Consider the following 16,748-nt stretch of genomic DNA (forward strand, 5'->3'; position numbering starts at 1 on the left):
CGTTGGCGTTTTTTATGGCTGAAAAACATTATTTCTTTATTCGTTCTGCACGCCGACCAGCATCAGTTGTGGTGGATACGTTGTTTCCTTGGTGTTAAAGGTGAAAATATTGGTATTGTTGTTCCCGCCTGTGCTGATACAAAAAGCGATCTGCTGTTGTCCCTTTTGCTGGGCCTGTTTAACCAATGTCGTGACATCAAAATCGCGGTATTGATTTTTCTCATCCAGATACAAGGTAGAGGCCGTCTGGTAATCACAAACAGGATGATTATTCCAGGTGACGGTATTTTCATCCCAGTCCGTGGTGGTCGGGTACATATAAATTGTCATACCACCGGTTGACGTAGTTCTTCCGCCATATATATGGAGTTTATATTTAAACAGCGCTGTCAGCTCATCTGAATACGTCGTTGGCATTGGCGGGATCTGATATTTTAGCAATGTCATTTTTTGCGGATTATTAGTTTCTGACGTATTTTTCGTATTACCCTGTACTAATAACTGTGTGGCTGAACCAAAGTTTTTATCACTCTCTTCCTGATTACTTACATAAGTATCAGCAATAGGATCGTTATAGGCATAAGGCATATAACTTGTGCAATCATAATTATTATTCATGCAGCGTTCCGTCATAAATTTTGCCGCATCTTCTGTCCAGCCGTTAACAAAATCTCCATGCGCGGTATAAACACTGCCCCATTGTTCAAGACGCTGATCGCCGTTCATGATCGGATCCAGTGACAGCTGAACCGTTCTCAGGTCAAGAGATGTTAGCCCGGGGAACAGATAGGCGACATTCATATTTACCGTAGGAATATGCTTCGGATAATCAGCCGGGCAGGCGCCATTATTGTCAGCGTATACCGCGTTAGGCTTATGTGCCGTACCGGAAGGTTTTGCGGCGATGGTTTTACCATCCCAGCAGTTAGGGAACTGAATCCCGATATTAAACTGCAAGGTGTCTCCGTTCGCAGGCTTGGTACAGGTGCGTTCAGCGCTGCTGGAATAACCCGTGCCATCATTACATAAAAAACTAATACGCGGGTTTGGTGACGTGCCCTGGTGATTACCGGCTAAAAGCTGTAAACCGTCCGGAAATGAGGTCAGCGGGTTTTGCGGGCTGTTAACGGTCTGATAATAGGTTTTCTGATACTGAGGCCGGACTTCTGTACCATCCGGCAATTTCAGGGAAGGTGCCCAGTAGGCAGATGAGTCGGCCAGATCTGTACAGGTTGTGGTGGCTTTTTGTCGTAAGGTTGTATATGTCGATGAGGCATCTGTACTTGTATTACCGAAAAAGTCATGCCACATCGCATGCCCCGGCATATTAAACATCATAATAGCGTCATCCCCTAATGTGTGAGAATAAGCACATTGCACACTGGTTTGATAATAATCAGCATGGCTGACAAAGGGAATAACGCTCAGACTACAAATGGAAATAAATAACGCACTGGTACGTTTACGCATAAAACACCCTCAGTTAATTAAACTGCAAAGAGGCAATAAGAGAAAGATATTGCTTTCTTCACTGTATAATTCCCCTGAGGGCATTAAAAATCATACCCGCTCATTCATGAACAGCACAAATCTCATCGCTGTAAATAACATTTTATATCTGGCACACAGGGCACCAGAAAAATGGCCGGGATGACACACTGCCCTTTTCAATCGGATCGCCACACCGCTCGCACGGTTTCCCCGTCCGGCCAAATACTTTAAATCTGAACAGTGCGCCGTGATGCACATTTTCATCCATCGTCCCGCGCGTGGCATAGGACAACCGCGCTACCGACAGGCAAGCATCCGCCAGCGCATCCAGCTCAGCCTCTTTCAGGTCTTTGGGTTTATGCCCCGGCAACAGTTTTGCCAGCCATAAAATTTCCGCCCTCAGGTAGTTTCCCAATCCGGCGAGAAAGGCCTGATCGAGCAACATGCCGCCTAACTGACGGTTGCGAAATTTAGGGGAGAGTAAACGCTCACGAACCTGTGCAACTGTCAGAGAGGCATCGAGTACGTCAGGGCCGATACGCCGCAGGAACGGATGATTCTCTATCTCTGCCGTATCATAAATCCCAATTTCGGACGCGCTGTATAACAGGATCGCCGCATCGGTGGTTTGCAGCTGAACGCGTAACGACCGCTGGGTTTCTTTCGGTATTTCACCGGCATTCACCACCCGCCACACGCCATAAAGCTGATTGTGACTGTACAAGGTAAGACCGTTGGAAAAGTGCGTCAGCAGCGCTTTACCGCGTGTTTCAATGGCCGTGATTTTCGTGCCACGCAGCGCAGACTGATAAGGTTTCAACGAAGGAAAGGCAAACCAGACATCCGTAAGGGGTTTGTTCACCACCGCGCGCACCAGCAGATCGGCCGCGCGGCGAATTTCAGGACCTTCAGGCATCAGTGAGTCGCACCCTCAGCAATTCGCAAATCCTGCTCGGTATGCAGCGCGATGGCGATAGTCAGTTCAAGGGCGTTCATGACAGTGTGTACTGACATACTTGGCTCGCCCGGATGCTTCGCCGCCTGCTCCGGCAAATAAGGAATATGGATAAAACCGCCCTTCACCACGTTGCAGGACGGCTGCGCCAGACGGTGCATCAACCCGTACATCACGTGATTACAGACATAGGTTCCCGCCGTTTGAGATACCGACGCAGGAATGCCCGATTCCCGTAGCCCGTTCACAATCGTCTTAATCGGCAGCGAAGAAAAATAGGCAGCCGGACCGTCAGCGACGATCGCTGCGTCCACCGGCTCATTCCCTTCGTTATCAGGAATACGCGCATCGTCGATGTTAATCGCCACACGCTCAACGCTAAAATCACTGCGTCCGCCCGCCTGCCCTACGCACAACACCATTTCCGGATGCACGTCATCAATCGCGGCATTCAGCGCTTCAATGGCTTTACCAAACACACAAGGCAGCTGGCGCACCACAATCTGCGCGCCCGACAACTCCAGGTCACCCAGTTGTTTCACCACTTCCCACGACGGATTGACGCGCTCGCCGCCAAAGGGTTCGAAACCGGTCACTAAGACTTTACGCATGATAGATCCTTGTTGTAGGGCAAAACGGAACCTCGTCTGGGGTCATGAGATCATTATGAATGAATTTCTATCCCTTGTTCATCAAACGCCTCACGCAACCGCATCGCAAAAGTCAGTGCGTGCTCACCATCACCGTGCAGGCAAACCGTGTCGGCTTTCACCGGCACCCAGACCCCTTCGCGGCTGAGCACTTTCTGCTGCTGAACCATCGTCAGCGTCTGCTCCAGCGCCTGTTGGTCACTGTCAATCATCGCATCGGGCTGACTGCGGGGGACCAGCGCACCGTTGCTCTGGTAGCGGCGGTCGGCGAACACTTCCTGACGCGTTTGCAGGCCCACGCGCTCACCGGCGCGGATCAGTTCGCTGCCCGCAAGCCCCACCAGCCGCAGCGTCGGGTCGACGTCAAAGACCGCGCGGGCAATGGCATCAGCGAGCACGGCGTCGGTCGCTGCCTGGTTGTAGAGCATCCCGTGCGGTTTGACATGTATCATTTTCCCGCCTTCGGCACGGGTAATGGCCGCCAGCGCGCCGAGCTGATACACCACCTGCGCATACACCGTTTCCGGCGGCAGTTGCATGGCGCTGCGGCCAAAGTTTTCGCGATCGGGAAAACTCGGGTGCGCGCCAATTGCCACGCCGTATTTCATCGCCAGGCGCACCGACTGTTGCATGGTCAGGGCGTCTCCGGCGTGAAAACCGCAGGCGATATTGGCGGAACTGACCCGCTGCAACAGCGCCTCATCATTGGCACAGCCTTCACCCAGATCGGCATTAAGATCAACGATCATACAATCCCCGCTTAATCTGTCCGATAAACAGCGACTGTTCGCGTAACGCTTTTTGCGCCTCTTCCGGCGTGCATTTCACAAAATGAATGGGCTCGCCGAGGCGGATCTGCGCCAGATTGTAGAGATCGGCTTCGATCACACAGGCGATACGCGGATAACCGCCGGTGGTCTGCGCATCGGCCATCAGCACAATCGGCTGACCGCCGTGCGGCACCTGCACCACGCCCGGTAACAGGCCGTGAGACAGCATTTCGCGATCCGTTTCCCGTTTCAGCGCGCGGCCATGCAGGCGATATCCCATGCGGTTACTTTGCGGGCTCAGCTGCCATGAGGCGCGCCAGAAAGCATCGCGTGATTCGGCACTGAACTCCTGATATTCCGGCCCGGCTAATGCGCGGATACGATTGCCGAACAGCAACTGTTTGATGCCGCCGGTGCTTTTAGGGGTGTGGAAAGTATCACCGGTTGGCAGCAAATCGCCGTCCTGCAACGCACGCCCGTTAAAGCCGCCGAACTGAGCTTTCAGATCGGTGCTGCGCGAGCCCATCACTTGCGGCACATCAATGCCACCGGAAATCGCCAGATAACTGCGCATTCCGCGCGTCGGCATTTTCATCGTCAGAACCTGGCCCGGCTTCACCGCGTAACGCCAGCCGGTCCAGACGTCTTTCCCGTCGAGCTGGGCGTGGCACCCGGCACCGGTCAGCGCTATCCAGCCTTCGCGATGAAACTCCGCGCTGAACTGCCCGAGGGTGATCTCAAGCCCTGCGGCGTCCTCATCATTTCCGGCCAGCAGATTGGCGATGCGCAGTGCGGGGCCGTCAAGCGCACCGGACTGACTCACACCCTGCTGGCGATAGCCGTTGCGGCCCAAATCCTGCACGGTCGTAAACATCCCGGCGCGTAAAATTTTCAGCATACGCCCTCCTTTTGCGGCACAAAGCGCACGCAGTCACCGGGTAATAATAAGGTCGGCGAGGCGCGCGTGGGGTCAAACATCGCCAGCGAGGTCAGCCCGATCAACTGCCAGCCGCCGGGCGTGGCCAGCGGATAAATGCCGGTCTGGCTGCCGCCGATGCCCACGGAACCTGCGGGTACGGAAAGACGGGGTTCGCCGTGACGTGGTGTCGCCAGCTGTTCCGGCATCCCACCGAGGTAAGGAAAACCCGGCTGGAAGCCCAGAAAATAGACGGTGTAATCAATGCTCGAATGGCATTCCACCACCTGACGCGGCGTCATACCGGTATGGCTGGCGACATTCTCCAGATCCGGGCCCTGCTTCCCGCCGTAAATCACCGGGATCTCAATCAGCCGTGATTCCGGTTCAATGGCTTCACTCTCTTCCCACCAGTTTTGCAGACGTTCAATCGCGTCCAGCGCAGAGCTCTGCGCATCGGTGAGCAGAACCGTCAAATTATTCATGCCGGGAATGACTTCGCGAACGCCAGGATAGGCCGTGCGATCCTGTAAACGTTGGGTCAGTCCCCAGATCCGCTGCTGGCTGGCCAGGGTCACTGGGGGTTCCAGCTCCAGCACTACCGCGCGTTCACCCAGCAGGTAACATCGTGCTCGTTGCACTCAGACACTCCTCAAAGAAGGGTTGTGGATCATCAAGTTATTCAGCAACTCAATATATCGGAATTTGTTTTTAGATTAAGGGTAGTTATGCGGGAAAGCGACTGATGATGTCAACTTGTCCACGGCATGTTCAGGGCGGTGAAGGTTTCCCCTGCCGCCCGCACCTGCTACTCTCGGGGGTGTTGAAGTTTTTTAGCGTTTGGATAACGCATTCTTTACATCAAGAACGTCACAACAAGAAAGGGACGACCCGTGAGAAAACCTTTAGCACTCTTTTTTCCGCTTTATACCACCACATTACTGATGCTGCTCGGTTCCGGCCTGCTCACCACTTACATCTCCCTGCGACTGTCAGCGATACACGTCAGCGGTGCCATGATTGGTGCGATCATCGCGGCTAACTACATCGGGCTGGTGATCGGCGGCAAAGTCGGCCATATCCTGATCGCCCGCGTCGGCCACATTCGTGCGTATGTCTCCTGCTCCGGCATCATCACCGCCGCCGTCCTCGGCCACGGTCTGACCGACATTATTCCGGTCTGGGTGGTACTGCGTCTGATCATCGGCCTGTGCATGATGGTGCAATATATGGTGCTGGAAAGCTGGCTGAACGATCAGGCAGAAGCGAATCAGCGCGGCGTGGTGTTCGGTTTTTACATGGTGGCGTCGTATCTCGGTATGTCGCTGGGCCAGGTGGTGCTGATGCTCGACAGCGGCCTGGGCGTTAGCACGCTTATCATGATTGCACTGTGTTTTGCACTCTGTCTGGTGCCTATCGCCCTGACCACGCGCACCAACGTCGGCCATATGTCGCCCGCCCCCATGGAGCTGAAATTCTTTATCGGCGCGATCCCTAAAGTGCTGGCGATAACCCTGGTGATCGGCATGGTTGTCGGGTCGTTTTACGGCATGGCGCCGATCTATACCAGCCAGCAATCGCTTACCACGCAGCAAACCGGTCTGTTTATGGCGCTGGCGATTTTCGCCGGTCTGCTGGCGCAGTTCCCGCTGAGCTGGCTGTCGGACCGTTATAACCGCAACATGCTGATGCGCATAAACGCGATCCTGCTGGCGGTCGCCGCCCTGCCGCTGGCGCTGCTGACTCACATCTCGTTCCCGCTGCTGCTGGGCATCGGTTTTGTGGTCAGCCTGATGCAGTTCACGCTGTACCCGCTGGTGGTCGCCCTCGCCAATGACATGATCGAACCGGAGCGGCGCGTCTCACTTTCTGCCTGTCTGCTGATGGCATTCGGCGTCGGTGCCTGTATCGGGCCGCTGGCCGTCGGCGCGCTGATGGAGCCGCTGGGCGGCAATATTCTGTACGCCTTTTTCGCGCTGTGCGGTGCCGCCATTGTGGCGCTGAGCCGGACATCGGCCAAAGAAGAAGAGACGGTGATGGCGGTGGATGCGCCGCTGCCGCATATTGCGATGCCGGACAGTCTGAGCAGTTCGCCTCTTTCTCCGGCGCTGAATCCGGCCTTTGACGAGCAGATGATTCAGGAAACCATGCCCGCGCCGGAAAACGTCACCGAACCGGTGGTGGAAGAAAGTGAAGTGGCAGCCGATGAGGAAGAAGAGAGCCCGTATCCGCCGCAGGGCGCAGACCCCGACGTGGATACCGGCTTACAGCGGGCATTTACCTTGCTTGAAGACAGCGTGCCTGATGAAACGACAGAGAAAGCGTCAGCGAAGTCAGAGACGTAAAGCTTGCCGCCCGTGGGGATCCGGCCAGCGCGCAGGAACCGACGCGTACCCGGCGTACGTGACGGTCACCTGCTCTGCCCGGATCCCCCATGGCAAATACGTCAGCCCTTAAGCCGGATTGTCGATGTCGATAAACATGACATCTAATCCGTGATAATCCTGAAGCCATTCGCCCAGCGCTTTCACGCCATAACGTTCCGTGGCGTGATGGCCGGCGGCGTAAAAATGCAGCCCCATTTCGCGGGCAATATGAATGGTTTGCTCGGAAACTTCACCGCTGATGAAAGCATCTACACCAAAGTCTGCCGCCTGCTGAATGAACCCCTGACCACCGCCGGAACACCAGGCGATGCGACGGATCTCATCCGGCCCGCCCTGCGCGCTGTGCAGCACTTTGCGATCCAAAATCACTTCCATACGCTGACGTAATGCTTCACCGGACAGCGGCTTTTTCAGTTCGCCATAAGGCACCAGCGGCATCACTTCTCCCTGCACATCAATGCCGAACAACTCCGCCAGCTGCGCGTTATTGCCCAGTTCAGGGTGCGCATCGAGCGGTAAATGATAACCGTATAAATTGATGTCATTAACCAGCAGGGCTTTCAGCCGGTTGCGCTTCATTCCGCGCACCACCGCCGGTTCATTTTTCCAGAAATAACCGTGGTGCACCAAAATCGCATCTGCTTCCACCGCAATCGCCGCATCCAGCAGATCCTGAGAGGCCGTCACGCCGGTGACCACGCGCTGCACGTTGCGACGCCCTTCGACCTGCAGGCCATTCGGCGCGTAATCATGGAAATTACTGACATCCAGTTTCTGGTTAATCAGGGCTTCGAGCTGGAGATTGTTCATGGTGTTCGGCTTCTCACATAGGGACGATTCTCACGATGATAACCGACATCTCCCCAATGCCCCAAATGCCCGCTGTCTGCCAGCGGGTCTTCTGAGATCCACTGACATTCACGGATTGAAATAAAAAAGGGAAACGTGACCGTTTCCCCTTCCCTGCGTTTACAGCTCGAGCCTGTCGCCCTGCTGCATCCGCACAAACTTCACGCCCAGATTGTTGCCTTTTTCCAGCTGCGCCATGATCTCTTTTTCAGGATCCGCGCCCGCTTTCAGGCTCGGTTTAACATGACTGATAATCACCGTCAGGTCTTTCAGCGAACCGTCGCCGCCCGCATATTGTTGCAGGCTCGCCAGCTCTTTCAGCAGCCAGTGCGGTGTGAGATGGCCATACAGTTTGCTGTCAGGAACATCGTCAGGATAAGAGGTTTCGATGATCAGCCCTTTCAGGCGTTTGGCTTTGATTTCGCTGCCCAGCACGCGCCAGACGGTATCCAGATTCTTCGATTTTTCCACTTCGTCCGGGCCGGTATCCCCGAAGAAGGCAAACGACTGATTGTTGCGGCTCACCAGGATCATGCTCGAAGACGTACCGCCGTGGCTGAGCGGGTAAATATTACCGTCAAGCCCCGTCAGGCCGAGGGAAAAACGTTGTTCAGGGCGCTGTAAGTTCAGGCGATACGTGCCGATGCGCAGACCGCTGCCGGAGTCGGTGAAGTTCGGCCAGACGCGGCCATTGAAGTAATGCTGACGCAGGGTGCCGATGGTGTCGGCGGTGCCATAAATGGGTTTTTTACTGTCTTCCGGCGAACCGATGATCAGCCCCGCCAGATGGTCGAGATGTCCGTGGCTGATAAAATATCCGCCGATCAGGTTGCGGAACACGGCACCCTGCGGGGTCAGCGGCGCGGCATTTTCAGCCGTCACCTGAGGGAAACTGCCCTTCTCCAGCGCCTTACGGATCCCCGGCATCACAGAACCGGCATCCAGCCCGAGGTACAGTTTTTGATCGTCACTGCGCACCAGATACGACGTCAGATTGCCCTCTTCGACCCCTCCGTTGACGCCCAGCGCAACCACATCAAAGGCCGCGATGGCCTGGCTTGCCCAGCACGTCAGCATCAGCGCCAGCAGGTGTTTGTTCATCACATCGCTCCTTGTCGTGGTGATTAGCAAAAGGTCAGTCTGACCGGTTTTTTGCCGCCTCAAACGCCGCCAGCGTGTCTTTTCGCGCCCGTGCGTGATCAATAATCGGCAACGGGTAGTCTAGCACGCGATGGTGTTTTTCTGCCCAGCGATGGGGCTGATGAATGTCTTTTTCCGGCACGTCCGACAATTCTGGTACCCAGGCCTTGATAAATCGTCCGGCTTTGTCGAAGCGTTCGCCCTGCGTTGTCGGGTTAAAAATTCGGAAATAAGGTGCGGCATCGGTACCGGTTGACGCGCCCCACTGCCAGCCGCCGTTGTTCGCCGCCAGATCCCCGTCGAGCAGTTGCGACATAAAATATCGCTCGCCTTCACGCCAGTTAATCAGCAAGTCCTTCACCAGAAAACTGGCGACAATCATACGCAGCCGGTTATGCATCCAGCCCGTGGCATTGAGCTGACGCATGGCGGCATCCACAATCGGGTAACCGGTTTTGCCTTCTTTCCACGCCTGTAATTCGTCCGGGGCATGACGCCAGCGCACACCGTCTGTCCAGGCCACAAAGGGCTGATGCTTGCAAAGCTTCGGCCAGGCCACAATCAGGTGACGGTAAAACTCGCGCCACACCAGTTCGTTTAGCCAGCCAAACGCGCCACCGTCGGTTCTCTCCAGCACCTGCGGGCACTCAGTGCGCAAACGGTTAAGGCACTGACGCGGAGAAAGCACGCCGATCGCCAGATACGGAGACAGAGAACTGGTGCCATCGACCGCCGGTAAATCGCGCTGTTCGAGATAATCCTGCACCCGTTCACGGCAGAAACTGCGCAGCTGATTGCGCGCCGCTTCCTCGCCAATGGGGAAAGCGTCGTCGATGTTTTCCAGCGGATAGTCAAAGGGCATCAGCTTATGCAGCACCGTTTTCTGCCCATGTTCACGCGCTTTCGGCGCAGGCAAAGAGCGGCTGTCGGACTCGGTCAGGCGGGATAAAAATGCCCGGCGAAACGGCGTGTAAACTTTGTACATTTCGTTATTGCCGGTGGTGACAGAACCCGGCGGCAACAGCAGGCTGTCGTCAAAAGCGCGGCACAAAACATCTGCGCTCAGGGTTTTCTCCAGCGCCTCATCACGCAGCCGTTCATTGATTTCATACTGTTTATTGTAAAACAGCGCATCCACCTGTTCGCTGGCACAAAAATCCTTCAGCCAGCTGACGCTCTGCGCAAAATCATCACACTGATGGTAATGCAGCGGGATCCCGCGCTCAGCCAGCGCATGTTGCAGCGCCTGAAGATGCTGATAAATAAACGCGGCCTGACGCGGCGCCATCTCATGCTGTTTCCACTGTTCGGGCGTTGCGACAAAAACGCCAATGACGCGCGCCTGCGGGTCTTCACAGGCGGCGTGTAACGCGCGGTTATCGGTTATCCGTAAGTCATTTCGGAACCAGACTAAATGCGTGGTCATACGTTTCCTTTTAATGTCCGTATCGAAGTCTTAACGCTTCCGGGTAGGGCTCGAAATATCGTTGTCCTGCCAGGTATTCATCCGGATATTCCGACATGTAATGTTTAAGCAAAGTGATCGGCGCCAGCAGCGGTTGCATGCCCTGACGGTAACGGTCGATCAGACCCGCCAGTTCCTGACGCTGTGCCGAACTGAGCTGTTTGCGGAAATAGCCCTGCACATGCATCAGCACGTTGGTGTGATTACGACGGGTGGCTTTGTGATTAAGCAGTTTCATCAGCCGCTGACGGTATTCGATGAAGTAGTCTTCAAGGGATGTCCATTCGGCCATCGCAGCGACAAAGCGCCCCAGCTCACGGTATTCAGGCTGAGAATGGGCCAGTAAAGAGAGTTTGTAACGGCTGTGAAACGCCATCAGTTTGCCGCGCGTCAGGCCGCTTTCACGCAGCTGATTCAGCTCGAACAACGTAAATACGCGCTCGACAAAATTCTCGCGCAGCACCGGATCGTTGAGCCGCCCGTCTTCTTCCACCGGCAGCCACGGATGCTGTTTCATCAGTTCAGCGGTGTAGATCCCCACACCGCTTTTCTTCGCATCCTTACCGTTGGCACTGTACACCCGCACGCGTTCCATGCCGCAGCTTGGCGATTTGGCGCAGACGATGTAGCCGCACAGCGCGGTCAGAGGGGCGACGCGCGTCTCGGAATAGCTCTGCATCTTTTCAGTGATATCAATGGTTTCGTCATTGCTGAAACGCATGGCAACGCCGTCATCCATTCTGACCAGCCGCAGCGCAGGGCGCGGTGTCGGCAAGCCAATCGCCATTTCAGGGCAGATCGGTTCAAAACGCACATACGGCGCCAGTTGCTCCACCGCGAATGCCAGCCGTTTATGCCCGCCATCGAAGCGGACCCTGTCGCCCAGCAGGCATGCGCTGATGCCAATGGGAATCGTTTTAGTCATTGTCAGCTCCGGACGTTGAAAGAGGAAAAGGAGGTGCCCGTAACTCATCACCTGTAGGTATAACCTTAGCACAAGTTATACATAAAAATAATGTTGTACAGGTTTTATCGCGGGCAATAAAAAACCCCGCTGTGAAAGCGGGGTTTCCTGGGTTTCTCAGCCTGCGAAGGGGAGAGGCCGGGAGGGGGCTAACTCAATAAAAATCTTGTGTCGCCATTTCAGCGTGGGTCAGCCAGACCGGTTTGTCGCTGGTTTTCATCCAGACGCGGTGTAAATAGCTGTAAAAACGGGCGCGGTCAGCGCGGAACAGCATGACCGGCAGAGCCAGCACACCGGCTGCGATAACAAAAGCGCGGCGGGCCAGTATGCGGGTCATGGTATATGGCGTGTAATCATTCATGGCGTTGCTCCTGTCATATTTTTCGGAAACTGTAATTGGCGAAAAATATACCGTAATTGATGAAATTTTACCACTCATCTGACCACTTTAATGTGTAAATATTCGCCACTTTTGGCCTGTCGGTGTAATTGAGTTACAGAATGGTTAAATAAATACGCAATTTAGGTTTCTTTTGGGTTTCATTTTTTGCGCATTTTTATACTTTTTTTACACGTTGGGCCGCTTTCTTTTCAGGATCTTTTCCCGCCTTTCCTTATTCTCGCCACAACATAAAAACACACCTGTGGAGGTGGATTGTGAGTGTTGGCGTAATCTGCGGCGCATTACTGGTTCTTCTGCTGCTCGGCTATCTGGTTTATGCCCTGCTGAATGCGGAGGATTTTTAAATGGCTGCAACCGGATTCTTACTGATTGCCAGTTTTATGCTGGTGCTTTTGCTACTGGCAAAACCACTGGGTAACTTTATTGCACAACTGATTGAAGGACAGCCCGGCGCATTTATTCAGCGCATAGAAAACGGTGTTTTACGCACCTCTGGCAGCAGCCATGCCGAAATGACCTGGTGGCAGTACGCGCTGGCGATCATGGTATTTAACATTCTGGGCATTGTTGTCCTGATGGCCATGCTGATGTCGCAGGGCGCATTGCCAATGAACCCGCAGCATTTTGGCGGGCTGTCATGGGATCTGGCGTTTAACACGTCGGTGAGTTTTGTCACCAACACCAACTGGCAGGCCTACAGCGGCGAAAGCACGCTGAGCTATTTCAGCCAGATGGTCGGGCTGACCGTGCAGAACTTCCTCTCCGCCGCGACCGGTATCGCCGTCGCGTTTGCCCTGATCCGTGCTTTTGCGCGCCCTTCAGCGCAGACCCTCGGTAACGCCTGGACGGATTTATGGCGCATCACGCTGTATCTGCTGCTGCCGGTGTCGTTCCTGCTGGCGCTGTTTTTCGTCAGCCAGGGCGTGCTGCAAAATTTCGAAGCGTATCAGCACATCACCACGCTGGAAGGTCTGCAGCAGACGTTGCCGATGGGGCCGGTGGCGTCTCAGGAAGCGATCAAAATGCTCGGCACCAACGGCGGTGGTTTCTTCGGTGCCAACTCTGCCCATCCGTTTGAGAACCCGACGGCGCTGACCAACATGGTGCAGATGCTGGCGATTTTCATCATCCCGTGCGCGCTGTGTTTCGCGTTTGGCCGCGTGGTTGGCGACAACCGTCAGGGCCACGCGCTGGTCTGGGCGATGTCAGTGATTTTCGTGGTTTCCGTGGTGGTGGTGATGTACGCCGAACTCCAGGGCAATCCGCACTTCACCGCGCTCGGTGCCAGCAGCAATATCAATATGGAAGGTAAGGAAAGCCGCTTCGGCATTCTGGCCTCCAGCCTGTATGCAGTGGTCACAACGGCCGCGTCGTGCGGTGCGGTTAACGCCATGCACGATTCCTTTACCGCGCTCGGCGGCATGGTGCCGATGTGGCTGATGCAGATTGGTGAAGTGGTGTTCGGCGGCGTCGGTTCCGGCCTGTACGGCATGTTGCTGTTCGTGCTGCTGACGGTGTTTATCGCCGGGCTGATGATTGGCCGCACACCGGAATATCTCGGTAAGAAAATCGACGTTTACGACATGAAGATGACGGCGCTGGCGATCCTGGTGACACCGACGCTGGTGCTGCTCGGCACCGCGCTGGCGCTGGTCACCGATGCCGGTCGCGCAGGGATTTTAAACCCCGGCGCCCACGGTTTCAGTGAAGTGCTGTACGCGGTGTCTTCCGCCGCCAACAACAACGGCAGCGCGTTTGCCGGGCTGAGCGTCAACACGCCGTTCTACAACCTGTTGCTGGCAGCCTGCATGTTCTTCGGCCGCTTCGGGGTGATCATTCCGGTGCTGGCGATTGCCGGTTCACTGGTGGCGAAAAAGCGCCAGCAGGCAGGCAACGGCACCCTGCCGACGTCCGGCCCGCTGTTTATCGGCCTGCTGGTCGGCACCGTGTTGTTGGTCGGCGCACTGACCTTTATTCCGGCGCTGGCGCTGGGGCCGGTGGCGGAACATTTGCAAGTCTGGTCAGCACAGTAATGCTGCGTAACTCGTTGAACTGATGAATATAGAGACTAAAAAGATGAGTCGTAAACAACGTGCGTTATTTGAACCCCGTCTGATCCGCACTGCCCTGCTGGATTCGGTGAAAAAACTGGATCCCCGCGTTCAGTGGCGCAATCCGGTGATGTTCGTGGTGTATCTGGGCAGCATTCTGACCACGCTTATCTGGCTGGCGATCCTGATGCATCGCACCGATGGCAGCGCGGCTTTTACCGGCAGCGTGTCGCTGTGGCTGTGGTTCACCGTGCTGTTTGCCAACTTCGCCGAAGCGCTGGCGGAAGGCCGCAGCAAGGCGCAGGCGCAGAGCCTGAAGGGCGTGCAGAAAACCAGCTGGGCGAAGAAGATCTACGAACCGCGCCCTGAATCGCCGGTGATTAAAGTCGCCGCCGATACATTGCGTAAAGGCGACTACGTGCTGATCGAGGCCGGTGATACCGTGCCGTGCGACGGTGAAGTTTTGGTCGGCGGCGCATCGGTGGATGAAAGCGCCATTACCGGCGAATCCGCGCCGGTGATCCGCGAATCCGGCGGCGACTTCTCCTCGGTCACCGGCGGGACGCGCGTGCTGTCTGACTGGCTGGTGGTCGAGTGTTCGGCGAACCCCGGCGATACCTTCCTCGACCGCATGATTGCCATGGTCGAAGGCGCGAAACGCCGCAAAACGCCAAACGAAGTGGCGCTGACCATTTTGCTGGTGGCGCTGACGCTGGTGTTCGTGCTGGCGACGGCCACGCTGTACCCGTTCTCGCTGTTCAGCGTGGGCGCCAGCCACGCCGGTATTCCGGTGACCGTCACCGTGCTGGTGGCGCTGCTGGTGTGTCTCATTCCCACCACCATCGGCGGCTTGTTGTCGGCGATCGGCGTGGCGGGAATGAGCCGCATGCTGGAAGCCAACGTCATCGCCACCAGTGGCCGTGCGGTGGAAGCCGCCGGTGACGTGGATGTGCTGCTGCTGGATAAAACCGGCACCATCACGCTCGGTAACCGCCAGGCATCGCAGTTCCTGCCCGCGCCTCAGGTGACGGAACAGGAACTGGCCGATGCCGCGCAGTTATCGTCGCTGGCCGATGAAACGCCGGAAGGCCGCAGTATCGTGGTGCTGGCGAAGCAACGCTTTAACCTGCGCGAACGCGACATTCATTCGCTGAATGCGACCTTTGTGCCCTTCTCCGCACAAACCCGCATGAGCGGCGTCAACGTCGGCGAGCGCAGCATCCGTAAAGGTGCGGTCGATGCGATCCGTCGTCATGTGGAATCCAACGGCGGCACCTTCCCGAAAGCCGTCGATGGCCTGGTGGAAAACGTTGCGCGTAAAGGCGGCACGCCGCTGGTGGTGGCGGAAGGCGGCAAAGTGCTGGGCGTGGTGGAGCTGAAGGATATCGTTAAAGGCGGCATCAAGGAACGCTTTGCCGAGCTGCGCAAAATGGGCATCAAAACGGTGATGATCACCGGGGATAACCGTCTGACCGCGGCGGCGATTGCCGCTGAAGCGGGCGTGGATGATTTTCTGGCAGAAGCCACGCCGGAAGCCAAACTGGCCCTGATTCGTCAGTATCAGTCGGAAGGCCGTTTAGTGGCGATGACCGGCGACGGGACCAACGACGCCCCGGCGCTGGCGCAGGCTGACGTGGCGGTAGCGATGAACTCGGGCACCCAGGCGGCGAAAGAAGCCGGGAACATGGTCGATCTCGATTCCAACCCGACCAAGCTGATCGAAGTGGTGCACATCGGTAAACAAATGCTGATGACGCGCGGATCGCTCACCACATTCAGTATCGCCAACGACGTGGCGAAGTATTTCGCCATCATCCCGGCGGCGTTTGCGGCGACCTATCCGCAACTGAATGCGCTGAACGTCATGCACCTGACGTCGCCGTCTTCGGCCATTATGTCAGCGGTCATTTTCAACGCGCTGGTGATTGTGTTTCTGATCCCGCTGGCGCTGAAAGGCGTGAGCTATAAAGCCATGAGTGCCGCCGCGCTGCTGCGCCGCAACCTGTGGATTTATGGCGTCGGCGGTCTGCTGGTGCCGTTTGCCGGTATCAAGCTTATCGACATGATTCTGACCGTTTTACATCTGAGCTGATTTTGAGGAAGACCACTATGTCCGTAACAAAAATGTCCTATGTCCGTCCGGCTCTGGTGATGACGGTTCTGCTGACGCTGGCGACTGGCGTGGCGTATCCGCTGCTGACCACCGGCGTTTCCGAGCTGGTGTTCCGCGCGCAGGCGATGGGTTCGCTGATGAAAGACAGCGGCAATAAAGTGATTGGCTCACAGCTCATCGGGCAGAATTTTACCCGCAATGATTACTTCTGGGGCCGCCCTTCTGTCACGTCTGATTCGCCGTATAACCCGATGGCCTCGGCGGGCAGTAATCTGGCAGCCAGTAACCCGGCGCTGGATCAGGCGGTGAAAGACCGCGTGGCGGCGCTGCGCAAAGCCAATCCGCAAAGCCCGGCGACGGTGCCGGTGGATCTGGTGACCGCCAGCGGCAGCGGGCTGGACCCGCAGATTTCCGTTGAGGCCGCGCAATGGCAGGCACCGCGCATTGCCACCGCGCGCGGACTGCCACTGGCGCAAGTGAATAAATTGATTGATGATAATACATCATCACCGCTGATAGGTTTCCTCGGCCCCGACGTGGTCAATGTGCTCGGGCTGAACCAGGCGCTGGATGCACTGAAAGCTCAATAAGGAA

16 protein-coding genes are annotated in these 16,748 nt (G+C 56.1%); 5 read left to right on the forward strand and 11 right to left on the reverse strand.

Going from position 1 to position 16,748, the window contains the following annotated elements; genetic code table 11:
- Positions 1–36: 36 nt before the first annotated feature.
- The 6 genes from ED901_RS10545 to pxpB all read right to left on the reverse strand — a co-directional run bounded on the left by ED901_RS10545 (position 37) and on the right by pxpB (position 5,423).
- On the reverse strand, positions 37–1,470 hold the full coding sequence (locus tag ED901_RS10545; protein ID WP_122095863.1) for a DUF1996 domain-containing protein: 1,434 nt from the start codon (positions 1,468–1,470) through the stop codon (positions 37–39).
- A 142-nt stretch (positions 1,471–1,612) separates the two neighbouring features.
- Complete coding sequence (gene nei, locus ED901_RS10550) at positions 1,613–2,407, reverse strand: endonuclease VIII (protein ID WP_122095864.1); 795 nt, start codon at positions 2,405–2,407, stop codon at positions 1,613–1,615.
- Positions 2,407–3,057, reverse strand: a complete 651-nt coding sequence (gene pcp / locus ED901_RS10555) for a pyroglutamyl-peptidase I (RefSeq protein WP_056771620.1) — start codon at positions 3,055–3,057, stop codon at positions 2,407–2,409. The genes nei and pcp overlap by 1 nt, the downstream gene beginning before the upstream one ends.
- A gap of 53 nt (positions 3,058–3,110) precedes the next feature.
- Positions 3,111–3,845, reverse strand: a complete 735-nt coding sequence (gene pxpA, locus ED901_RS10560; RefSeq protein WP_122095865.1) for a 5-oxoprolinase subunit PxpA — start codon at positions 3,843–3,845, stop codon at positions 3,111–3,113.
- Positions 3,835–4,764: a 5-oxoprolinase subunit PxpC gene (gene pxpC, locus ED901_RS10565; protein WP_056771614.1), complete on the reverse strand. Its 930-nt coding sequence runs from the start codon at positions 4,762–4,764 to the stop codon at positions 3,835–3,837. Before pxpC ends, pxpA begins: the two co-directional genes overlap by 11 nt.
- Positions 4,758–5,423: a 5-oxoprolinase subunit PxpB gene (gene pxpB, locus ED901_RS10570; RefSeq protein ID WP_122095866.1), complete on the reverse strand. Its 666-nt coding sequence runs from the start codon at positions 5,421–5,423 to the stop codon at positions 4,758–4,760. The genes pxpC and pxpB overlap by 7 nt, the downstream gene beginning before the upstream one ends.
- A 303-nt stretch (positions 5,424–5,726) precedes the next feature.
- Here pxpB and ED901_RS10575 point away from each other — a divergent pair, with 303 nt between their 5' ends.
- Entirely contained in the window at positions 5,727–7,127 is a 1,401-nt protein-coding gene (locus tag ED901_RS10575) for an MFS transporter (protein ID WP_221298088.1), read from the forward strand.
- A 108-nt stretch (positions 7,128–7,235) separates the two neighbouring features.
- On the opposite strand, the gene ED901_RS10580 is transcribed toward ED901_RS10575, so the two are convergent.
- The 5 genes from ED901_RS10580 to ED901_RS10600 all read right to left on the reverse strand — a co-directional run bounded on the left by ED901_RS10580 (position 7,236) and on the right by ED901_RS10600 (position 11,948).
- Entirely contained in the window at positions 7,236–7,979 is a 744-nt protein-coding gene (locus ED901_RS10580) for a type 2 GTP cyclohydrolase I (protein WP_056771606.1), read from the reverse strand.
- Between the two features lie 159 nt (positions 7,980–8,138).
- The gene (locus ED901_RS10585) at positions 8,139–9,119 is read right to left on the reverse strand and encodes an MBL fold metallo-hydrolase (RefSeq protein ID WP_122095868.1); all 981 of its coding nucleotides are present in this window, start codon (positions 9,117–9,119) and stop codon (positions 8,139–8,141) included.
- 34 nt (positions 9,120–9,153) lie between these two features.
- Entirely contained in the window at positions 9,154–10,584 is a 1,431-nt protein-coding gene (phrB, locus tag ED901_RS10590; protein ID WP_122095869.1) for a deoxyribodipyrimidine photo-lyase, read from the reverse strand.
- Between the two features lie 10 nt (positions 10,585–10,594).
- Entirely contained in the window at positions 10,595–11,548 is a 954-nt protein-coding gene (locus ED901_RS10595) for a DUF523 and DUF1722 domain-containing protein (RefSeq protein WP_056771599.1), read from the reverse strand.
- Positions 11,549–11,741: 193 nt separating this feature from the next.
- Positions 11,742–11,948, reverse strand: coding sequence for a YbfA family protein (locus ED901_RS10600; RefSeq protein WP_056771596.1), 207 nt, complete (start codon positions 11,946–11,948; stop codon positions 11,742–11,744).
- Positions 11,949–12,244: 296 nt separating this feature from the next.
- Here ED901_RS10600 and ED901_RS10605 point away from each other — a divergent pair, with 296 nt between their 5' ends.
- The 4 genes from ED901_RS10605 to kdpC are packed head-to-tail and all read left to right on the forward strand — an operon-like array spanning position 12,245 to position 16,744.
- Positions 12,245–12,334 (forward strand): K(+)-transporting ATPase subunit F, encoded by a 90-nt coding sequence (locus tag ED901_RS10605; RefSeq protein WP_071823630.1) that lies wholly within the window; start codon positions 12,245–12,247, stop codon positions 12,332–12,334.
- Positions 12,335–14,023, forward strand: coding sequence for a potassium-transporting ATPase subunit KdpA (gene kdpA / locus ED901_RS10610; protein WP_122095870.1), 1,689 nt, complete (start codon positions 12,335–12,337; stop codon positions 14,021–14,023).
- Between the two features lie 43 nt (positions 14,024–14,066).
- Entirely contained in the window at positions 14,067–16,133 is a 2,067-nt protein-coding gene (gene kdpB / locus ED901_RS10615; protein WP_056771591.1) for a potassium-transporting ATPase subunit KdpB, read from the forward strand.
- Positions 16,134–16,150: 17 nt separating this feature from the next.
- Positions 16,151–16,744, forward strand: coding sequence for a potassium-transporting ATPase subunit KdpC (kdpC, locus tag ED901_RS10620; RefSeq protein ID WP_056771588.1), 594 nt, complete (start codon positions 16,151–16,153; stop codon positions 16,742–16,744).
- Positions 16,745–16,748: the final 4 nt, after the last annotated feature.

The sequence above is a fragment of the Rahnella sp. Larv3_ips genome (assembly GCF_003697865.1).
In the GTDB taxonomy this organism is placed as follows: domain Bacteria; phylum Pseudomonadota; class Gammaproteobacteria; order Enterobacterales; family Enterobacteriaceae; genus Rahnella; species Rahnella rivi.